This window comes from Catellatospora aurea (genome assembly GCF_042663325.1).
GTDB lineage: Bacteria > Actinomycetota > Actinomycetes > Mycobacteriales > Micromonosporaceae > Catellatospora > Catellatospora aurea.
The window spans coordinates 59,991-75,237 of record NZ_JBHTAC010000028.1; the positions used below are offsets into that span (position 1 = coordinate 59,991).

The 15,247-nt window shown below is 71.3% G+C and carries 15 protein-coding genes; 8 read left to right on the top strand and 7 right to left on the bottom strand.

What is annotated here, in order from left to right; translation table 11 throughout:
- Nucleotides 1-27: 27 nt before the first annotated feature.
- The 3 genes from ACFQO7_RS24470 to ACFQO7_RS24480 are packed head-to-tail and all read right to left on the bottom strand — an operon-like array spanning nt 28 to nt 3,079.
- Nucleotides 28-669, bottom strand: coding sequence for an urea amidolyase associated protein UAAP2 (locus ACFQO7_RS24470; RefSeq protein WP_376808553.1), 642 nt, complete (start codon nt 667-669; stop codon nt 28-30).
- Nucleotides 669-1,496, bottom strand: a complete 828-nt coding sequence (locus ACFQO7_RS24475) for an urea amidolyase associated protein UAAP1 (RefSeq protein WP_376808554.1) — start codon at nt 1,494-1,496, stop codon at nt 669-671. The genes ACFQO7_RS24470 and ACFQO7_RS24475 overlap by 1 nt, the downstream gene beginning before the upstream one ends.
- Nucleotides 1,493-3,079, bottom strand: coding sequence for an amino acid permease (locus ACFQO7_RS24480; RefSeq protein ID WP_376808555.1), 1,587 nt, complete (start codon nt 3,077-3,079; stop codon nt 1,493-1,495). Before ACFQO7_RS24480 ends, ACFQO7_RS24475 begins: the two co-directional genes overlap by 4 nt.
- Nucleotides 3,080-3,266: 187 nt before the next feature.
- Here ACFQO7_RS24480 and ACFQO7_RS24485 point away from each other — a divergent pair, with 187 nt between their 5' ends.
- On the top strand, nt 3,267-3,887 hold the full coding sequence (locus tag ACFQO7_RS24485; RefSeq protein WP_376808556.1) for a TetR/AcrR family transcriptional regulator: 621 nt from the start codon (nt 3,267-3,269) through the stop codon (nt 3,885-3,887).
- 7 nt (nt 3,888-3,894) lie between these two features.
- Here the strand turns inward: ACFQO7_RS24485 and ACFQO7_RS24490 are convergent, their stop codons facing one another.
- Nucleotides 3,895-4,431 carry an ATP-binding protein gene (locus ACFQO7_RS24490; protein ID WP_376808579.1) on the bottom strand — a complete coding sequence of 179 codons (537 nt, stop codon included), beginning with the start codon at nt 4,429-4,431 and terminating at the stop codon, nt 3,895-3,897.
- Nucleotides 4,432-4,647: 216 nt separating this feature from the next.
- On the opposite strand from ACFQO7_RS24490, the gene ACFQO7_RS24495 reads away from it, so the two are divergent.
- The 3 genes from ACFQO7_RS24495 (at nt 4,648) to ACFQO7_RS24505 (ending at nt 9,625) form a co-directional block, all read left to right on the top strand.
- Nucleotides 4,648-5,091 carry a CBS domain-containing protein gene (locus tag ACFQO7_RS24495; protein WP_376808557.1) on the top strand — a complete coding sequence of 148 codons (444 nt, stop codon included), beginning with the start codon at nt 4,648-4,650 and terminating at the stop codon, nt 5,089-5,091.
- A 49-nt stretch (nt 5,092-5,140) separates the two neighbouring features.
- Nucleotides 5,141-8,863, top strand: coding sequence for an FHA domain-containing protein (locus ACFQO7_RS24500; protein WP_376808558.1), 3,723 nt, complete (start codon nt 5,141-5,143; stop codon nt 8,861-8,863).
- 78 nt (nt 8,864-8,941) lie between these two features.
- Nucleotides 8,942-9,625 carry a DUF899 domain-containing protein gene (locus ACFQO7_RS24505; RefSeq protein ID WP_376808559.1) on the top strand — a complete coding sequence of 228 codons (684 nt, stop codon included), beginning with the start codon at nt 8,942-8,944 and terminating at the stop codon, nt 9,623-9,625.
- 74 nt (nt 9,626-9,699) lie between these two features.
- On the opposite strand, the gene ACFQO7_RS24510 is transcribed toward ACFQO7_RS24505, so the two are convergent.
- Entirely contained in the window at nt 9,700-10,119 is a 420-nt protein-coding gene (locus tag ACFQO7_RS24510; RefSeq protein ID WP_376808580.1) for a DUF6069 family protein, read from the bottom strand.
- Between the two features lie 65 nt (nt 10,120-10,184).
- Nucleotides 10,185-11,186, bottom strand: a complete 1,002-nt coding sequence (locus tag ACFQO7_RS24515; protein ID WP_376808560.1) for an RNA polymerase subunit sigma-70 — start codon at nt 11,184-11,186, stop codon at nt 10,185-10,187.
- Between the two features lie 290 nt (nt 11,187-11,476).
- Between ACFQO7_RS24515 and ACFQO7_RS24520 the strand changes: the two genes are divergently transcribed.
- Nucleotides 11,477-12,163 (top strand): hypothetical protein, encoded by a 687-nt coding sequence (locus ACFQO7_RS24520; protein WP_376808561.1) that lies wholly within the window; start codon nt 11,477-11,479, stop codon nt 12,161-12,163.
- 171 nt (nt 12,164-12,334) lie between these two features.
- A complete protein-coding gene (locus ACFQO7_RS24525; RefSeq protein ID WP_376808562.1) occupies nt 12,335-12,640 on the top strand; it encodes a hypothetical protein in 306 nt (101 codons plus the stop codon).
- A gap of 19 nt (nt 12,641-12,659) precedes the next feature.
- Here ACFQO7_RS24525 and ACFQO7_RS24530 read toward each other — a convergent pair whose 3' ends face one another.
- Nucleotides 12,660-13,088 carry a MarR family winged helix-turn-helix transcriptional regulator gene (locus tag ACFQO7_RS24530; RefSeq protein ID WP_376808563.1) on the bottom strand — a complete coding sequence of 143 codons (429 nt, stop codon included), beginning with the start codon at nt 13,086-13,088 and terminating at the stop codon, nt 12,660-12,662.
- An 85-nt stretch (nt 13,089-13,173) separates the two neighbouring features.
- Between ACFQO7_RS24530 and ACFQO7_RS24535 the strand changes: the two genes are divergently transcribed.
- Entirely contained in the window at nt 13,174-13,701 is a 528-nt protein-coding gene (locus ACFQO7_RS24535) for a hypothetical protein (protein WP_376808564.1), read from the top strand.
- 126 nt (nt 13,702-13,827) lie between these two features.
- The gene (locus ACFQO7_RS24540) at nt 13,828-15,222 is read left to right on the top strand and encodes a DUF1996 domain-containing protein (RefSeq protein ID WP_376808565.1); all 1,395 of its coding nucleotides are present in this window, start codon (nt 13,828-13,830) and stop codon (nt 15,220-15,222) included.
- Nucleotides 15,223-15,247: the final 25 nt, after the last annotated feature.

The window sequence follows — 15,247 nt, forward strand, 5'->3', positions numbered from 1 at the left end:
GCGGGCCTCTCAGCGGGGGACGGCGGCTCAGGGCGCGGTGACGACCAAACGCACCGGGGTCGGGTCGAAGCCGTTGCACGGGTTGTTGACCTGGGGGCAGTTCGACACCAGCACCAGCACGTCCAGCTCGGCGCGCAGGGCGACGCGCAGGCCGGGCGCGGAGATGCCGTCGACGATGCCGAGGCTGCCGTCCGGGTCGACGGGCACGTTCATGTACCAGTTGATGTTGCTGACCAGGTCGCGTTTGCCCAGGCCCCAGCGCGCGCCCTCGGTGAGGAAGTTCTCGACGCAGGCGTGCTGGTGCGCGGTGTGGTGGCCGTAGCGCAGGGTGTTGGACTCGCGGCTGCACGCCCCGCCGACGGTGTCGTGCCGGCCGACCTCGTCGGCCACGACGGTCATCAGCGCCCGGCCCTCCGACGAGCGCAGCACGCTTCCCGTGGTCAGGAAGATGCCGCCCTGGGCGGCCAGGGTGTCGGGTGCGGAGTATCGCTCGGCGGTATCGTCGGCGCGGTAGAGCAGGCAGTCGACGGCCTGGTTGCCGTGCAGGTCGACGATGGTCAGCACCTGCCCGCGGCGCACGACCGCCGACCACGGGGCCCTGGCGGGGACCGTCTCGTCGAGCACGACGGCGCCCGGCACCAGGGCCGGAGCGGCAGTGGACACGGTCATCAGAGCCCCCTGGCGGTGAGGTGGTCGGCGGTGTTGGCGAATGCGCGCTCACCCTCGGGCGTACGCGTCCACAGCGGATCGCCGGGCGCGGTCCGCCGGTCCCGCCAGGCCCGCACCTGCACCGGGGTGCACGTGTACGCCGGGCGGGGGTCGATCGGGTGCGGCACGTTGACCAGCAGCGCGATGACCGGCATCTCGGTGCGCAGTTCAACGCTCGCCCCGGGCCCGGCCGAACCGAGCCAGCGGAACGAGCCGTCGGCGTCGACGCGTACGCCCTGGAAGAACGAGATGCTCGGCGGCAGGTCCCGGCGGCTGAGCCCGTGCTTGGCCGCGGCCAGCGTGAACAGCTCCCGCCCGGCGGGGGAGGGGCCGTGCGCGGTGCCGTCGCCGTAGCGCTCGCTGTTGCGCAGCAGCGTGGACGTGCCGCAGAAGGCGTCGGCGCGGTCGCGGGCCCCGGCGGTGACCGAGGCGAGCACCCGGCCCTGGTCGGACAGCAGCAGGTGGCCCTCGCCGACGTAGGCCTGCCACAGCACCTTGACGGTGTCGGCGACGTTGAGCCGCTCCCACGGCTCGTCGGCGCTGAACAGCAGCACCGACACGCAGGCGTCGCCGTCGAGGTCGGTCAGCCGCAGCGCCGTCCCGGCGGCCAGCCGCCGGTGCGTGTAACCGCCGCCGGGCACGGTCTCGGCCCAGACCAGGTCGGCGGCGTCGACGCCCGCGGGCGGCTCGGCCAGCCCGCGGGCGGGCACGGTCGGCATGCAGGCCGTGACGGTGCCGCCCTGGGCGCGGGCGTGTGCCCGCGCCCCGGCGGTGGTGGCGGTCGTCACGCGGCCTCTCCCTCGGGCACGACGGCCAGCGGGAGCAGCAGCTGCGGCGTGCTGGTCCGGGCGCGCAAGCGCCGGTACACCAGCGCGCCGACCAGCAGCGAGCCGCCGACGAACAGCAGCGAGAAGTAGTGCAGGTACCAGTGCTCGCCGGTCGGGTCGTAGACCTCCTGGCGGGGCCAGCCCAGGTTGAGGATCATGCCGATGCCGTAGACGACGGCCAGCACGTTGACGGCCAGTCCCCACTTGCCGAGGGAGAACAGCCGCCCGCCGCGCTCGGTGGCGGTGGCGTCCTCGCCGCGCGGCCAGCCCTTGAGCCGGCGCACCAGCAGCGGCACCGTCACCAGCGCGTACGCCATGTAGAGCATGACGATGCAGACGCTGGTGAGGGCGGTGAACAGCGCCGCCTGTCCGATGTTGACGAACAGCACCGCGGCCGCGCCGACGCCGACGGCGATCGCGGGCAGAGCGGGCGCGCCGGTGCGCGGCGACACCTTGCGCAGCGCGGCGGAGAACGGCAGCACACCGTCGCGGGCCATCGAGAACACCATGCGGCTGCCCGCGGTCTGGATCGCCAGGGTGCAGACCACGACCGCGATCGCGACGTCGATCAGCAGGATGCGCCCGCCGGTCTCACCCAGCCGGCTCATCAGCACGTACGGCAGGCCCTCGGTGGCCAGCCGACCGTCGGTGAGGCTCGGTGCCGCCATCAGCGCCACCAGCAGCATCAGCCCGCCGCCGATGCCGGAGGCGGCCAGCGCCCGCAGGATGGTGCGCGGCGCGGTGTGGCGCGGGTCGCGGGTCTCCTCGCTGAGCTCCCCGGCGCTGTCGAAGCCGACCACGACGTAGGCGGCCATCAGCGCCGAGACCAGGAACGCCCCGACGTAGCCGAAGCCCGACCCGGTGCCGCCGGTGTCGAAGACGACGGCCGGGCCGCGCTCGGCGTTGACCAGCAGCAGCACCACCACGGCGACCACACCGATGATCTCCAGCGTCACGCCGGTGCTGTTGATGATCGCCATGAGGCGTACGCCGATGACGTTCACCAGCGTCGTCAGGCCGATCAGGATCGAGCCGAGGATGACGGCGTTGGTCGCCCCGGTGGGCGAGGTCAGTGACGGGTCGCCGCCGACGAGCTGGAACCCCGACCAGATCGACGGGAGCACCACCTGCAGGGCGATGGCTGCCGCCGCGACGGTGACGGTCTGCGCGATGATCATCACCCAGCCGGCGAACCAGCCGACCGCCGAGTTCGACAGCCGCCGCGACCACTGGTAGATGCAGCCGGAGATCGGATACCGGGCGGCCAGCTCGGCGAAGGTCAGCGCGACCATGAACTGCCCGGCGAACACCAGCGGCCAGGTCCAGAAGAAGGCCGGCCCGCCGAACGAGAAGCCGAAGGCGAACAGCTGGAACACCGTGGTGAGGATCGAGACGAAGGAGAATCCGGCGGCGAACGACGCGTAGCTGCCGATGCTGCGGCGCAGCTCCGGCTCGTAGCCGAAGCCGCGCAGGTCCGCGGCGTCGGCGCCGGGTCCGGTCACGGCGACCGGGGGCGGCGCGGGCGGAGCGGGGGTGGGGGACATGACCGCCTCCTCGTTTTCGGCGGCGGATCCTGAACCCGCCGACCGCCAATACCTGTCGGCCGACAGATTTATGCGGAGCCGTATCGGGCGAGGTCCTCCTCGGTAAAACCTGCGTTGCCGCAACCTCACCGCGGACATGACGGAGCAGTGAGCAGCCCGGTGCGGCCGGGATGCGACGATGCAGGGCGTGAAACCGCAGCCCGCCGCCGTCGGCCGCCCCAGGTCCGGAGCGCGCCGCCTGCCCGCGGCCACCGCCCGCGAGGAGATCCTCGACGCCGCCGCGGAACTGTTCGCCCAGCGCGGCTACGCCGCGACGTCCACCAGGCTCATCGCCGAAGCAGTCGGCATCCGGCAGGCCTCGCTCTACTACCACTTCGGCAACAAGGAGCAGATCCTCGCCGAACTGCTCGAAGCGACCGTCCGCCCCTCGCTGGACTACGCCGCCGACCTGGAACGGCAGAGCGCCGCACCGGCCGCCGCCCTGCATGCGCTGGCGACCTACGACGTGGGAGTCCTGCTCACCGCCCGCTGGAACGTCGGCATCCTCTACGCCCTGCCCGAGGTCGCGACCGAGCCCTTCAACCGCTTCCGCGCCGAGCGCGAGCGCCTGCGCGAGACGTATCGCGCGCTCACGGCCGCCGCCGCGCCGGCAGGCGCGGACGCGGTCCTCGGCGATCTCGTGTTCGGGCTGGTGGAGAGCGTCATCGGCATACGCCGCGACCTGCCCGTCGCGCCGCCGGAGGAGCTGCAGCGGGCGGTGGCCGCCGCGGTGCTGCGCCTCGTCGGGGCGGACGCCAGACCCGCCTGACCCGCGGTCAGGAGACCGACGGCGGCCAGCGGTGTTCGCGCCACTCGTCCCACGTCGCGAATCCGGCCGGCGGATCGCCGACAGGTTCACTGCCGTCGAGTTCGCCTGGGGTCGGGATCTGCATGAAGGCAGCCCACTCGGTCAGTTCCTCGTCGGACATGGGCCAGGTCGTGTGCGGTGCGTCGGCCTGGCGCTGATCGACTCGTTTCCGCTGCTCGGCCGGGGTCAGTTCGCAGTAGAGCAACTCGACCGCCGCGGCCCGGTCCGCGGCTGCCCGGCGCAGCGCGGAGCGCTCGTCCCGACTCCAGAGGCCGAAGTCGATCACGACGTTGTTGCCCAGTTCCAGGGCACGCAGCCCGATCCGGATGAGCCGCCCCTCGATGACGTCTCCGGCCGAAGTCGGATTGTCGTCACCGTAGAGGGCCTTCACCCACTCGTCCTTCGTGAGACGTAGCGCTTCTTGTTCGATCTCGATGCGCCGAGCCGCAGTGGTCTTCCCTGTGCAGGGCAAACCCACCGTCAGGAACAGGGTAGGTCGCCTCATGCTCACTCGCTTTCAGTGGAACGTCGCGACACCGACGTCGGCCCGACGGATCACGGCGTCCGCCGATCATCGGATCATCGCCGGTGACAGGTCTGGCTAAACTCGGCCGGAGACGGCCCTCCAGACCGTACGCCGGATCGGCCCGATTCGCGTTCAGCACCAGCTCGTGACGGATTCGCGTGGCGAGACGACCGCAGTTCGGACCTGGGAGGTGGCGTGCGGGTCAGCGACGTGATGACGGCGTTCCCGGCGTACATACGGCTCGGCGCGACCATCCGGCGCGCGGCCGAGGTGGTCAGCGTGTCCGAGGTCGGGCAGCTGATGGTGCTGGACCACGAAGGCCGCTTCGTCGGCTCACTGTCGGAAGAGGACCTGGTGCGCGCCATGCTGCCCGGCTTCGACGACGTCACCGCCGGCGGCGGCACGCTCGCGGACGCGTTCCGGATCTTCCTGGAGCGGGGCCGCGCGCTCGCCGACCGCCCCGTCGACCCCCTCGTCGTCCGCGATACGGCCACCGTCAGCCCGACCGACGAACTCGCCCGAGCGGCGATCGTCATGATCGACCGCGGCATCCGGCGTCTCCCCGTCGTCGACGGCGGCAAGCTCGTGGGCACGCTGTCACGCGCCGACCTGTGCCGAGCGGTGATCTACCATTCCTGAGATCCGGCTGGTCCTGACCGATCGGCACACCCAGGCCACCAGCGAGCAGGTGCGCGCGCTGCCGGTGACGTTCGGCCGTGACGCCGGCGTGGCCGCGGTGAAGCTCGACGACAGCAGCGTGTCCCGGCGCCACGCGCAACTGGAGATGATCGGCGACTACCTGGTGCTCACCGATCTCGGCAGCACCAACGGCACCTACGTCAACGACCAGCGGCTGACCCGCCGCCAGGCGCTCGTTCCCGGTGACCGGATCCGGATCGGCCGATTCGACGTGGCCTGGATGTTCGTCGATCCGAACGCGACGGTGTCGGTCGACGAGTCGCACCTGACCGTCTTCCGGCCGGACACCCCGCCCGACGTCGCCGCCCGGCGGGTGGTGCAGGCCGCCGAAGCGCACAACCGGCAGGTCGGCCACGAACTCGACGGGTTCCTGTCGCTCGCGCACGGCTTCCTGCCCGCGCAACCGCCGCTGCTGGCCTTCCCGGACTCGCACCGCGCCTGGGACGAGATGATCGACCGGCTGCCCGACCTGTTCCGCCGGCTCACGCTGCGCCGGGCGTTCGACGCGATGCCGGTGCTCGACGCCAGGCCCGAGGCGCTGCCCGACCGCTACCTGCTGCGCGCCTCGACCCTGCTCGGCGTGTTCGCCCACGCCTACCAGTACATGGCGATCGACCCGCCCGCCGCGCTGCCCGACTCGCTGCTGCGGCCGTGGACCACCGTCTCGCGACGGCTGGGCAAGCAGACCCCGGCCGTGTCGTACATCGACCTGTTCTTCTACAACTGGCGGCTGCGCGACCCGTCCGGTCCCCGGGCACTGGACAACATGGACCTGCTCGTGCCGACCTGGAACAACGCTGCCGAGCGCGTGTTTTACCTGGTCACCACCGAGTTCGCGATGGGGCTCACGCCCGTGCTGGGCGCGATGCTCGACGCGCAGGAGGCCGTGGTCGCCGACGACCCGGCCGCCCTGGAAAGCGCGCTGCTGGTGATCCTCGACCAGCTGCAGCACGTCACCCAGGCCATCTACCCCCAGATCGACCCCAACCCGCGCGGCCGGCACCCGCTCGACCAGGTGCTGTGGGCCAAGACGGTCGGCACCGCGGGCGTGCCGATCTTCGACGGCGCGCCCAGCCCGAGCGGCACCGCCCAGCCGCAGATCCACGCGCTCGACGCGTTCCTCGAACGCTGGGACTACGGCTCCCTGGTCGGGCAGCAGAGCACCTACCTGGCCGGATACTTCCCCCGGCACTGGCAGGAACTCGTGGCGGCGCTGCGCGAGGTGTCGGTGCGCCAGTACGTGGAGGACACCCGCAGCAGCGCCCTGCGCGGCGTCTACAACGCGATGCTCGACGCCTACGTCGGCGACCGCGGCTGGATGGGACTGCACCGCATCAAGGCGTACGGCTTCCTGGAGGTGGCGTTCAAAGTCGGCCGGCAGGTGACCACCGGCGCCCGGTTCACCGGGCTGTTCAAGGACCGGACCTGGGACAAGGTCGACGGGGAGCTGGCCGTCGTCCGCGAGGAACGCCGCCCGCCGGTCGGCGCGCCCGTGGTGTTCGGGACCGCCCGCCGGGGCCGGGTCGTCACCGGCGAATCCGGTGGCTGGACCTGCTACCTCGACCTCGACGTCACCGGCCAGGGCGTGCACCACCTGCCCGGCGACCGGGTCGGCGTGCTGGCCGAGCACGACGACGACCTGGTGCGCCGCACTGTCGCCGCGCTGCAGGCCACCGGCGACGAGCTGGTGCCGCTCACCCCGCGCTGGCGGACGGCGGTGGCCCGCCGGGAAGGCTACGGCGACGTCGACGTCCTGCCGCTGCGGACGCTGCTGCGCTTCGCCCAGCTCCGGCCGATCAACCGGGAGGTCGCCAAGAGGCTGGCCAGGCTCACGGCCGTCGGCGCGTGGCAGCGGGTCGTCGACGCCCGCATGGAGGACCAGTGGGAGCTGTGGGACGTCCTGAACCTGCTGTACGCCGGCGGGTATGACGTCACCCGGCTGTGGAAGGCCGACGCCGGCGACAGCGACGCCTTCTGCGCGGTCGTCGCGCCCGAACCGTTCCGGCTCTACTCGATCGCCTCGGCTCCGCCACCCGGGCAACCGGCGACCACCCTGAAACTGGTCGTCGCCGGACTTGACTACACCTCGGCCCGCACGCCGTGGTCGTACCCGCGCAAACGCCAAGGCGCGGCATCGCACTTCCTGCGCCGGGCAAGTCTCGACGGCCGGCAACGGCTGTCCCTGCAGATCGTGGCCACCCCCAGGTTCCGGCTGCCGGCCGACCCGGCCGTGCCCGTGGTCATGTTCGCCGCCGGCTCCGGCATCGCCCCGTTCCTGGGGTTCGTCGCCGCCCGCACCGGACCCGGCGAGAACCGGCTCTACCTGGGCATCCGGACGCCGGACGAGTTCGTCGAGCACACCGAGCTGGACACGGCGGCCGCGGCCGGTCGGCTGAACCTGTCCGTCGCGTTCTCCCGCGCCGATGCCGCGATCCGGTTCGACGGGCAACGCCATGTCGTCGGAGCCGGGCAGCGGCGGCGCGTCGACGACGTGATCCGCGCCGAAGCCGACGCCCTCTGGGACCTGCTGCGGCCCGTCGAGGACGGCGGCCGCGGCGCATCCGTGTACGTCTGCGGCAGCTCGCGCTTCTCCGTCGCGGTGCTCCAGGCGCTGACCGCCATCGTGCCCGGCGACGGCCGCGAGTTCCTTCGCCGGCTGGTCGCCGAAGGACGCCTCGCCCAGGACGTCTTCACCACCTACCTCGGCCACGCACAGCAGACGCCGCGCGTCGAGGTGTCGGACCTGGCGCAGCACGACACGCCCGACAAGGGCTACTGGATGGCCGTCGGCGGCGCGGTGATCGACGTCAGCGAGTTCATCCACCTGCACATCGGCGGGCCGCACATCGTCCGCAACTACGTCGGCATGGACGCGACCGCGGCCTACCGCAAGGTGCTGCACCACGCGAACGCCGAGATCGACTCCCAGCTCTCCATGTACCAGATCGGCCACCTGCGCCGGCTGCAGTTCGGCGCGCGCTGGGGCGCGGTGCTCACCGAGGACGGCCTGCGCTCGCTGCCGCTGGAGGAACTGTTCCGGGGCTGGGTGCGGTTCCTGTACATGCTGGTCGCCATGCGCAACGCGCTCACCGCCGACTACGGGTTCACCGCCTCGGTCACCACCCTGGGTGAGGACCCCCGGGACCTGACGGCCTTCAAAGCGCAGTACGTCATCGAAGGACACCGCCGGTTCCTGGTCAGCTACCTCGACGGGATCCTGCACGACGACCTGCGCACCCTGTGGCAGCACACCGTCGGCTTCTGCGACCCGCAGCAGGACGTCCGCCACCTCGACACCGAACTCGCCGCCCTGGCGGCCCGGCCCGACGTCACCCTCGTGCGGACCTCCGTGACCGCCGTCAAGCAACTGCTGCTGACCGGCGACGACCACTGCCGGGTCACCGCACTGTGCCGCATGTACGAGCACGCCGACGTCCAACTGCTCAGCGACCTGAAGTCCGCCGTACTGCGGGCGATCCGGGCCTTCGAGATCCACGAGGCCGACGTCGTCGAGCAGGCGGGAACCGAACTGCTGGACGCCGTCCGTGGTGTGCTCGCGGCGGTGTCGGCCTACTACGAGCGCCTGGCCGCGCAGACCCGCACGCACGGCGTCGCGGCCGACGGCGCCGTCGAGGAGGCGATCCCGGCCGACCGGGGCCTGCCCGGCCACGGCGGCCCGTTGCTGGTCCCGGATGCCCGCGGCGAGAGGTGATGTCGGCGGCGGTTCGATGAGTTTTCGCGCCGGGACCGGTCATAGGGTGGAAGGGCGCAAAAGAAGGAGATGGTGATCATGGCCTTTCCACCTGTCGTCGACCAGGCGACCTGGCGTAAGGAACTGGACCAACTGCGGGTCCGTGAGAAGGCGGCCACCCGGGAACTCGATGCGATCGCGGCGCAGCGCCGACGGCTGCCCATGGTGGCGATGCCCGATTACACCCTGGTCGGGGCCGAAGGTCCGGTCCGGCTCGTCGACATCTTCGACGGCAAGTCGCAACTGATCGTCTATAACCACATGTGGGACCCCGACCCGGACGCCGAGTGGCAGTGCGGCGGGTGCACCAGCCTGACGTCGTCGTTCACCCGGCTGGACTTCCTCGACAACTACGACGCGCGTTTCGTCATCGTCACCCAGGGCCCGATCGAGGCGGCCCTCGCCTACGCCGAACGGGTCGGCAACACCATGACGTGGTACTCCACCGCAGACAGCCCGTTCGGGGCCGACGTCGACGCCCCACCCGGCGGCGGGTTCGGCTTCAACGTGTTCCTGCGCGACGGGGACCAGGTCTACCGCACCTGGCATACGACCGGCCGCGGAGCCGAACAGCTCACGTACACCTTCGCGCTGGTCGACACCCTGCCCTTCGGGCGGCAGGAGGAGTGGCAGGACTCCCCGGAGGGCTGGCCGCAACAGCCGACCTACAGCGGCTGGCTCGACTCGCCCGACGTCGCCCGCCTGTACGGCCCGGCGAGCTGAACCGTCTCGCGCGACCAAGCGCGGCTTGAGCCTGACGACGACCGGAGGTCGCAGCCAGGCTCAAGCCGCGCGGCTCAGCGTCGTCCCGCGGCGCGCAGGCTCCGTGCCAGCGCGGGGATTATCACCGCCGCAGGCACGAGGTGGAGCGCCACGAGGGCGGTGACGGCGGCGGTGTTCGCCCCGGAGAGCAGGGGCGGCACCAGCGAGACCACGGTCAGCGACACCGCCGTCCACACGAACCGCTCGGCGGGGCGAGCGCTCCAGCGGCGCAGGGCGGCGGCGATGACGATGCCCACGACCGAGAAGAAGCCGGTCACGACAGCGAAGCCGGGCAACGGGATCGCCTCGCCGCCGTCGGGGATCTCGAAATCGACGCCCATGGCCTGGGCGAGCGCGGCGGCGAGGGTGGTGGCCACCACCGCCGCAAGCGTGGCGAGCAGGCCGGTGCCGAGGAGGCCGCGGCGTCGGCCGGCCCCGACCGCGGTGTCGTTCATGCCGCTCACGTCGTTCCTCCAAGATTCGATGACTGGTGTACGGGGCTGAGCCGACTCCACACGGACTACTCCGCGCCGTCGGCGGCCAGGCGCTCGGGTAGCCCAAGCCCCGGGAACCGGTCACCATGGAACGTGACGATCTCGGTGATCGCTCCGCCGGTGATGCGCAGGACGTCGATCGTCAGCGGCAGGTACGCGCCCTCCTGCTCCCGCCAGTGGTAGAAGGCGACGGCGGGCTGCCGGTTCACGTACGTGAGAACGGGGCGCAGGCCCGCCATGCCCTCGAACCCGCTCGCCGTCCAGTCGGCGACGACCGCGTCCCGGCCGATGTGCAGACCCGGCGTGGGCGGCATCGAGCAGCGGACATCGTCGCGCAGCAGGGCGGCGATACCGGCGATGTCCGTGGCCACGCCGGCTTCGGTGTAGCGGCGCACCAGCTCGCGCGTTCCGGCGTCCGGCTCGCCGCCGGTCCAGTCCTGCCGCTGCGCGGGCAGGTGCTCGCGCAGTCCGGCGCGGGCCCGCTGCAGTGCGCTGTTCACGGAGTTGACGGAGTCTCCGAGCAGCTCCGCGACGTCCTTGGCCGGCCAGCCGTGCACGTCCCGCAGGATCAGCACGGCCCGCGGCCGCGGCGCGAGGTGCTGGACCGCGACCAGGTACGCCAGCTCGATCGTCTCGCGGGCGACGGCGACGGCCTCCGGGTCGTCCGCGTCACCGGCGGGCAGCTCGTCGAGCAGCCGGTCCGGGTAGGGCTGCAGCCACCGCACCTCGCCGCCGGTCGCCGGCTCCGGGCGGCACTTGGCGAGCAGGTCCAGGCAGGCGTTGGTGGCGATCCGGTACAGCCAGGCCCGAAGCGTCGACCGCCCCTGGTAGGTCTCCCGCCGCCGCCAGGCCCGCAGGAACGTCTCCTGGACGGTGTCCTCGGCGTCCTCGAACGAAGCGAGCATCCGGTAGCAGTGCACGTGCAACTCCCGCCGGTGCCGCTCCACCAGCCTGGAGAACGCCGCCTCGTCGACCTCGCCCAGTCCGCTCACGCCCAGCTCCTCCAGCCGTGTGTCCGCACCCATCACGTCATCCTTCCGCTTGGTGAAGTCCCGTCGTAGGTATGACGGCTGCGGGCGCGACAACTCATCACCAGGCCGGTCGGCGAGGATGGCACCTATCGACAGAGATGATCGCTGTCCTGCTGGCTAGATGTCTCTCACCTGGGAATACGTGCGCTGAAGGTCGATCGAATCCCGAGCGACTTCGGCGTGTCAGGCGGCAGCCACGGTGATGACTGCGCATACGCTTCGCACCGGGCCAGGGGGCCTGGCCCGACAACGTACGAGGTCAGCGTACGAACTACGGGGGTTCAACCATGTCCAATGCTGTACTGCGCTCCGCGAGAGCCGCAGCGATCCTGACGACGCTCGGGATAGGCCTGGGTCTCATGGCCGGCGCCGCGCACGCGAAGCCGCACCGCGACCGCTTCTGCATCAGCCCGATCTTCACCGGGGGCAGCGAGCAGTGGCGGGATCTGAACCAGCGCTACGACGTGCGGGAGCGGATCATCGGCCCGCCTGCGCCGGCGACCGACGACATCGCCGACCCGCCCGGTGGGCCTGGCTGCCGCACGGCGCTGGCGGGGGAGAGGTGGGTCCGGGCCGTCCCGCCTTGGCTCACGGCGACCGCGACCGAGCAGGCGGCGTTCATCACCAACTTCCAGAGCGCCCGCTATGTGATCGACGCCGGGACGCCCCGCGAGTGGTCCGTCACGCTAGGCCCGGAAGTCCTGCGGTCCGGAACAGTTCCCACAGATGTGCTGCTGCCCCCGGGAACCGCCGGGCTGCCCTACGTCGTTCCGGTGTCTCGGGCCTTCCATCCGCTTCGCCCCGGCACACACACCAGCACTCTCTTCGTGACGATGGCGGAGCGGGTCTGCACCGGCCGCGGGCCGGCCCCGGGCCTGGGCGCCGAATGCCTGGAGGCAGGCGAATCCGAGTACCCCATCCTCGACAACGGGCCGTTCACGGTGCTGCCCGGCCACCCGCACGCTGCTCCGTAGGGTGCGTCCCACCCCGGGTTCTGCACTCATCCACGTGCCAGGACCCGGGGTGTCTTCGTCGCTGCCCGATCGGAGATGATCACCGGGGACAGCGCGTCGGTGCGCTCGTGGCTTGATCCGCCTTTGTAGAGTCGGGTGATGTCTGCTGGCCTTCGGGTAAACATTGTTCGGATGATCGGATTGCCGCTGCTGCTGTCGACGGCCCTGCTGGCCGGATGCGGCGGCGACGGTGAAGGCACGGACGTCGACTGCAGCCTTCAGGAGTGCGTCGTCACCTTCCAGCGCGGCGTCGACGCCTCGGCGAGCGTGTTCGGCCTGAAAGCCGAGCTGGTCGAGGTGAAGGACGGCATGGTCACCGTCGACATCGGCGGAAACCAGGTCACCGTGCCGGCGTCCGGGCAGAGCGAAGGCGTCTCGGTGCGTGAGGTCACCGACGAGAAGGTCGTCATCGTCGTTCCGTACACCATCGCCGGCTGACCCGGCGCTGCGGTGACCGTCAGGCGCCGTCGCTCAGCTTCGCGGTCTGCGCCCGCAGCACCGCGATGGTGTGTTCCAGATAGTCGGTGATCGTCGCCAGCTGCTCGGCGTCGTAGCGGGCGACCACCGTGCCCATCTCCCGGGTCAGGTCCGCGAAGATGGCGCTCAGGTCGGGCCGGTCGGCGGTGGCGGCGATCAGCACCCGCCGCCGGTCCTCGGGATCCGGCCGGCGCTCGACGTATCCGGCCCGGACCAGCCGGTCGACGATGCCGGTGACCGCGCTCGCGCCGACGGACAGCTGTGGGGCGAGTGCGCCCGCGGGCAGTGGGCCGCCGCGCACGATCATGCCGAGCGCCTTGTGCTCGACGGCGGTCAGTCCGAGTCGACGGGCGACGGCCTCGTGGAACAGCACGCTGGCAGTGCTCAGCTCCCAGCCCAGATCACTCACGACGCACACCTTAACCCGCTGCTATTTACTTCACGACTGTGAATAGTTTAGTGTCGTGAAGTATCTGGGGAAGGGAGCGGCTGACATGGGATCGGCCTGGAGTCTGAGTGTCGAGGCGGCGCGCTGGGCGCTGCGGTTCTACGCGGCGCACTGGCCGCTGGTGCTGGGATTGTCGCTGATCCCGAGCCTGCAGCGGTTCATAGTGATCAACTACGGGGACCGGCTGCCGACCGGGGTCGGCCCCGCGAGCGAGGTGCTCACCGCGGGCGTGCGGATCCTGCTCGTCTACCTCATCCTGCGCATCGCGGCGGTCGAGGCGGGCTGGTCCCACCTCGCTGTCGGGGAGCGCTGGCAGCGGGTCGGCCAGGGCATCGACGGCCGGATGCGCGACTTCCTGCTGCAGTTCCTGGTGCTCGGCATCGCGTTCGTCGTCTTCGACGTGCTGCCGGAGACGGCGATCTCGCTCTGGGCACCGGAGGAGCGCAAGGACCTGCTGCAGGCGATCCTCGTCAGCGTGAAGAACCCGACGGTGATCGCGATGACGATCCTGTGGATGGTCGGCGTGGGGCACCAGCTGGCGGCGTCGCGACTGGACGACCTGGCGCGCGCCTGACGGGCGCGCGGTCCCGGAAACTGGGCCCCGCCGACGGCGGCCCGTGAGGCTTTCGCCTCAGGAAGCGATACACCTTCGTAACTACGTTGAAACGACTCGTTCTTTCACGTACGCAGGAGGTCGGGCATGGCAAGGGACTGGATCAGGCGGCGGGTGCGGGCGGTCACGCTCGCCGCCGGCGGCGCGGCGATGGTGCTCACGGTCGCCGTGGTCGCGCTGACACCGTCGGCGGGCGCCGCCGCCGAGCTGGTGGTGCAGGCGGAAGCGTACGCGGCGCAGTCCGGCGCCGTCGTCGAGCCGACCGTCGACACCGGCGGCGGCTCCGCAGTGGGCTACCTGGCACGCGGGGACTGGCTGCGCTACGACGGCGTCGACCTGGGCGCTTCGGGCACCATGGCCGTGTCCGTACGGGTCGCCTCGGCCGTCGGCGGCTCGGGCGCGATCGAGCTGCGTACGGCGTCGACGACCGGGCCCGTGCTGGCCCGGTTCACCATCACGGCGACCGGTGGCTGGCAGGCGTGGGCCACCCAGACGGTGAACCTCACCAGCCACCCGGCCGGTGTCCAGTCGGTGTACGCGGTCATGGTCAACACCGGCAGCGGCGCGGACTTCGTCAACCTGAACTGGCTCTCGTTCGGCACGGGCGGCACCGGCGGCGGCACCGGCTGGGTCGATGTCGACCCGGTGAAGTGGAACGCGCAGCTGGCCGCCTTCCGGGCCATGGCCATGGCCCCGGCGCCGCCCAACGCCGTGCGGGTCCCCGAGTTCAACGCGACCTGCACCTACAGCCACTCCTTCAAGGACGACCCGATCGTGTTCCCCGGCCTGCCGGGCGCGTCGCACATGCACAGTTTCTTCGGCAACCGCAGCACCAACGCCAACTCCACGCTCGACACCCTGCGCGCCAACACCGCGACGACCTGCACCCCCGCCCCCGCCGACCTGTCCGCGTACTGGGTGCCGACCCTGTATCACCGCGGCGTGGCGGTGGAGCCGAAGGGCGTCGTGGTCTACTACGGCTCGCGCCTGGCCGACCCGAGCCGCACGGTGCCGTTCCCGCTCGGCTTCGAGATGATCGCGGGCAGCGCGAGCCGGCAGGTCCCCACCCCCGCCGGTGCGGTCAACCAGTTCTACTGCGTCGGCGGGACCACCGGCGGCGAGATCGGCCGCAGCGCCGACGGCAACTGGCCGATCTGCTCGCCGGGCGGCACGCTGATGTTCCAGCTCGTCTTCCCCGACTGCTGGGACGGCGTGCACCTGGACAGCCCCGACCACAAGTCGCACGTGGCGTACACCGCGGACGGAACGTGCCCGAGCGCGTTCCCGGTGGCGATCCCGTCGGTCTCGTTCGTCATCGCGTACCCGGCCGTCGGCAGCGCCGACGGGTTCACGCTGGCCTCGGGCATGGCCTCGTCCATGCACGGCGACTTCGTCAACGTCTGGGACAACGACGCGCAGGGACACCGGGTGAAGAACTGCATCGTCCAGTCCGCCAAGTGCAACAGCGCCGGGCAGTTCTGAGCGGCTGCCTGGGCGGGCGGCGTGC

Bases quoted from the DNA above. Each gene is read 5' to 3' on its own strand.
- ACFQO7_RS24505 (WP_376808559.1), top strand. From the start codon at position 8,942: ATGGCCTTTCCACCTGTCGTCGACCAGGCGACCTGGCGTAAGGAACTG.
- ACFQO7_RS24510 (WP_376808580.1), bottom strand. From the start codon at position 10,119: ATGAACGACACCGCGGTCGGGGCCGGCCGACGCCGCGGCCTCCTCGGC.
- ACFQO7_RS24535 (WP_376808564.1), top strand. From the start codon at position 13,174: ATGGGATCGGCCTGGAGTCTGAGTGTCGAGGCGGCGCGCTGGGCGCTG.
- ACFQO7_RS24540 (WP_376808565.1), top strand. From the start codon at position 13,828: ATGGCAAGGGACTGGATCAGGCGGCGGGTGCGGGCGGTCACGCTCGCC.
- ACFQO7_RS24525 (WP_376808562.1), top strand. From the start codon at position 12,335: ATGATCGGATTGCCGCTGCTGCTGTCGACGGCCCTGCTGGCCGGATGC.
- ACFQO7_RS24490 (WP_376808579.1), bottom strand. From the start codon at position 4,431: ATGAGGCGACCTACCCTGTTCCTGACGGTGGGTTTGCCCTGCACAGGG.
- ACFQO7_RS24520 (WP_376808561.1), top strand. From the start codon at position 11,477: ATGTCCAATGCTGTACTGCGCTCCGCGAGAGCCGCAGCGATCCTGACG.
- ACFQO7_RS24470 (WP_376808553.1), bottom strand. From the start codon at position 669: ATGACCGTGTCCACTGCCGCTCCGGCCCTGGTGCCGGGCGCCGTCGTG.
- ACFQO7_RS24480 (WP_376808555.1), bottom strand. From the start codon at position 3,079: ATGTCCCCCACCCCCGCTCCGCCCGCGCCGCCCCCGGTCGCCGTGACC.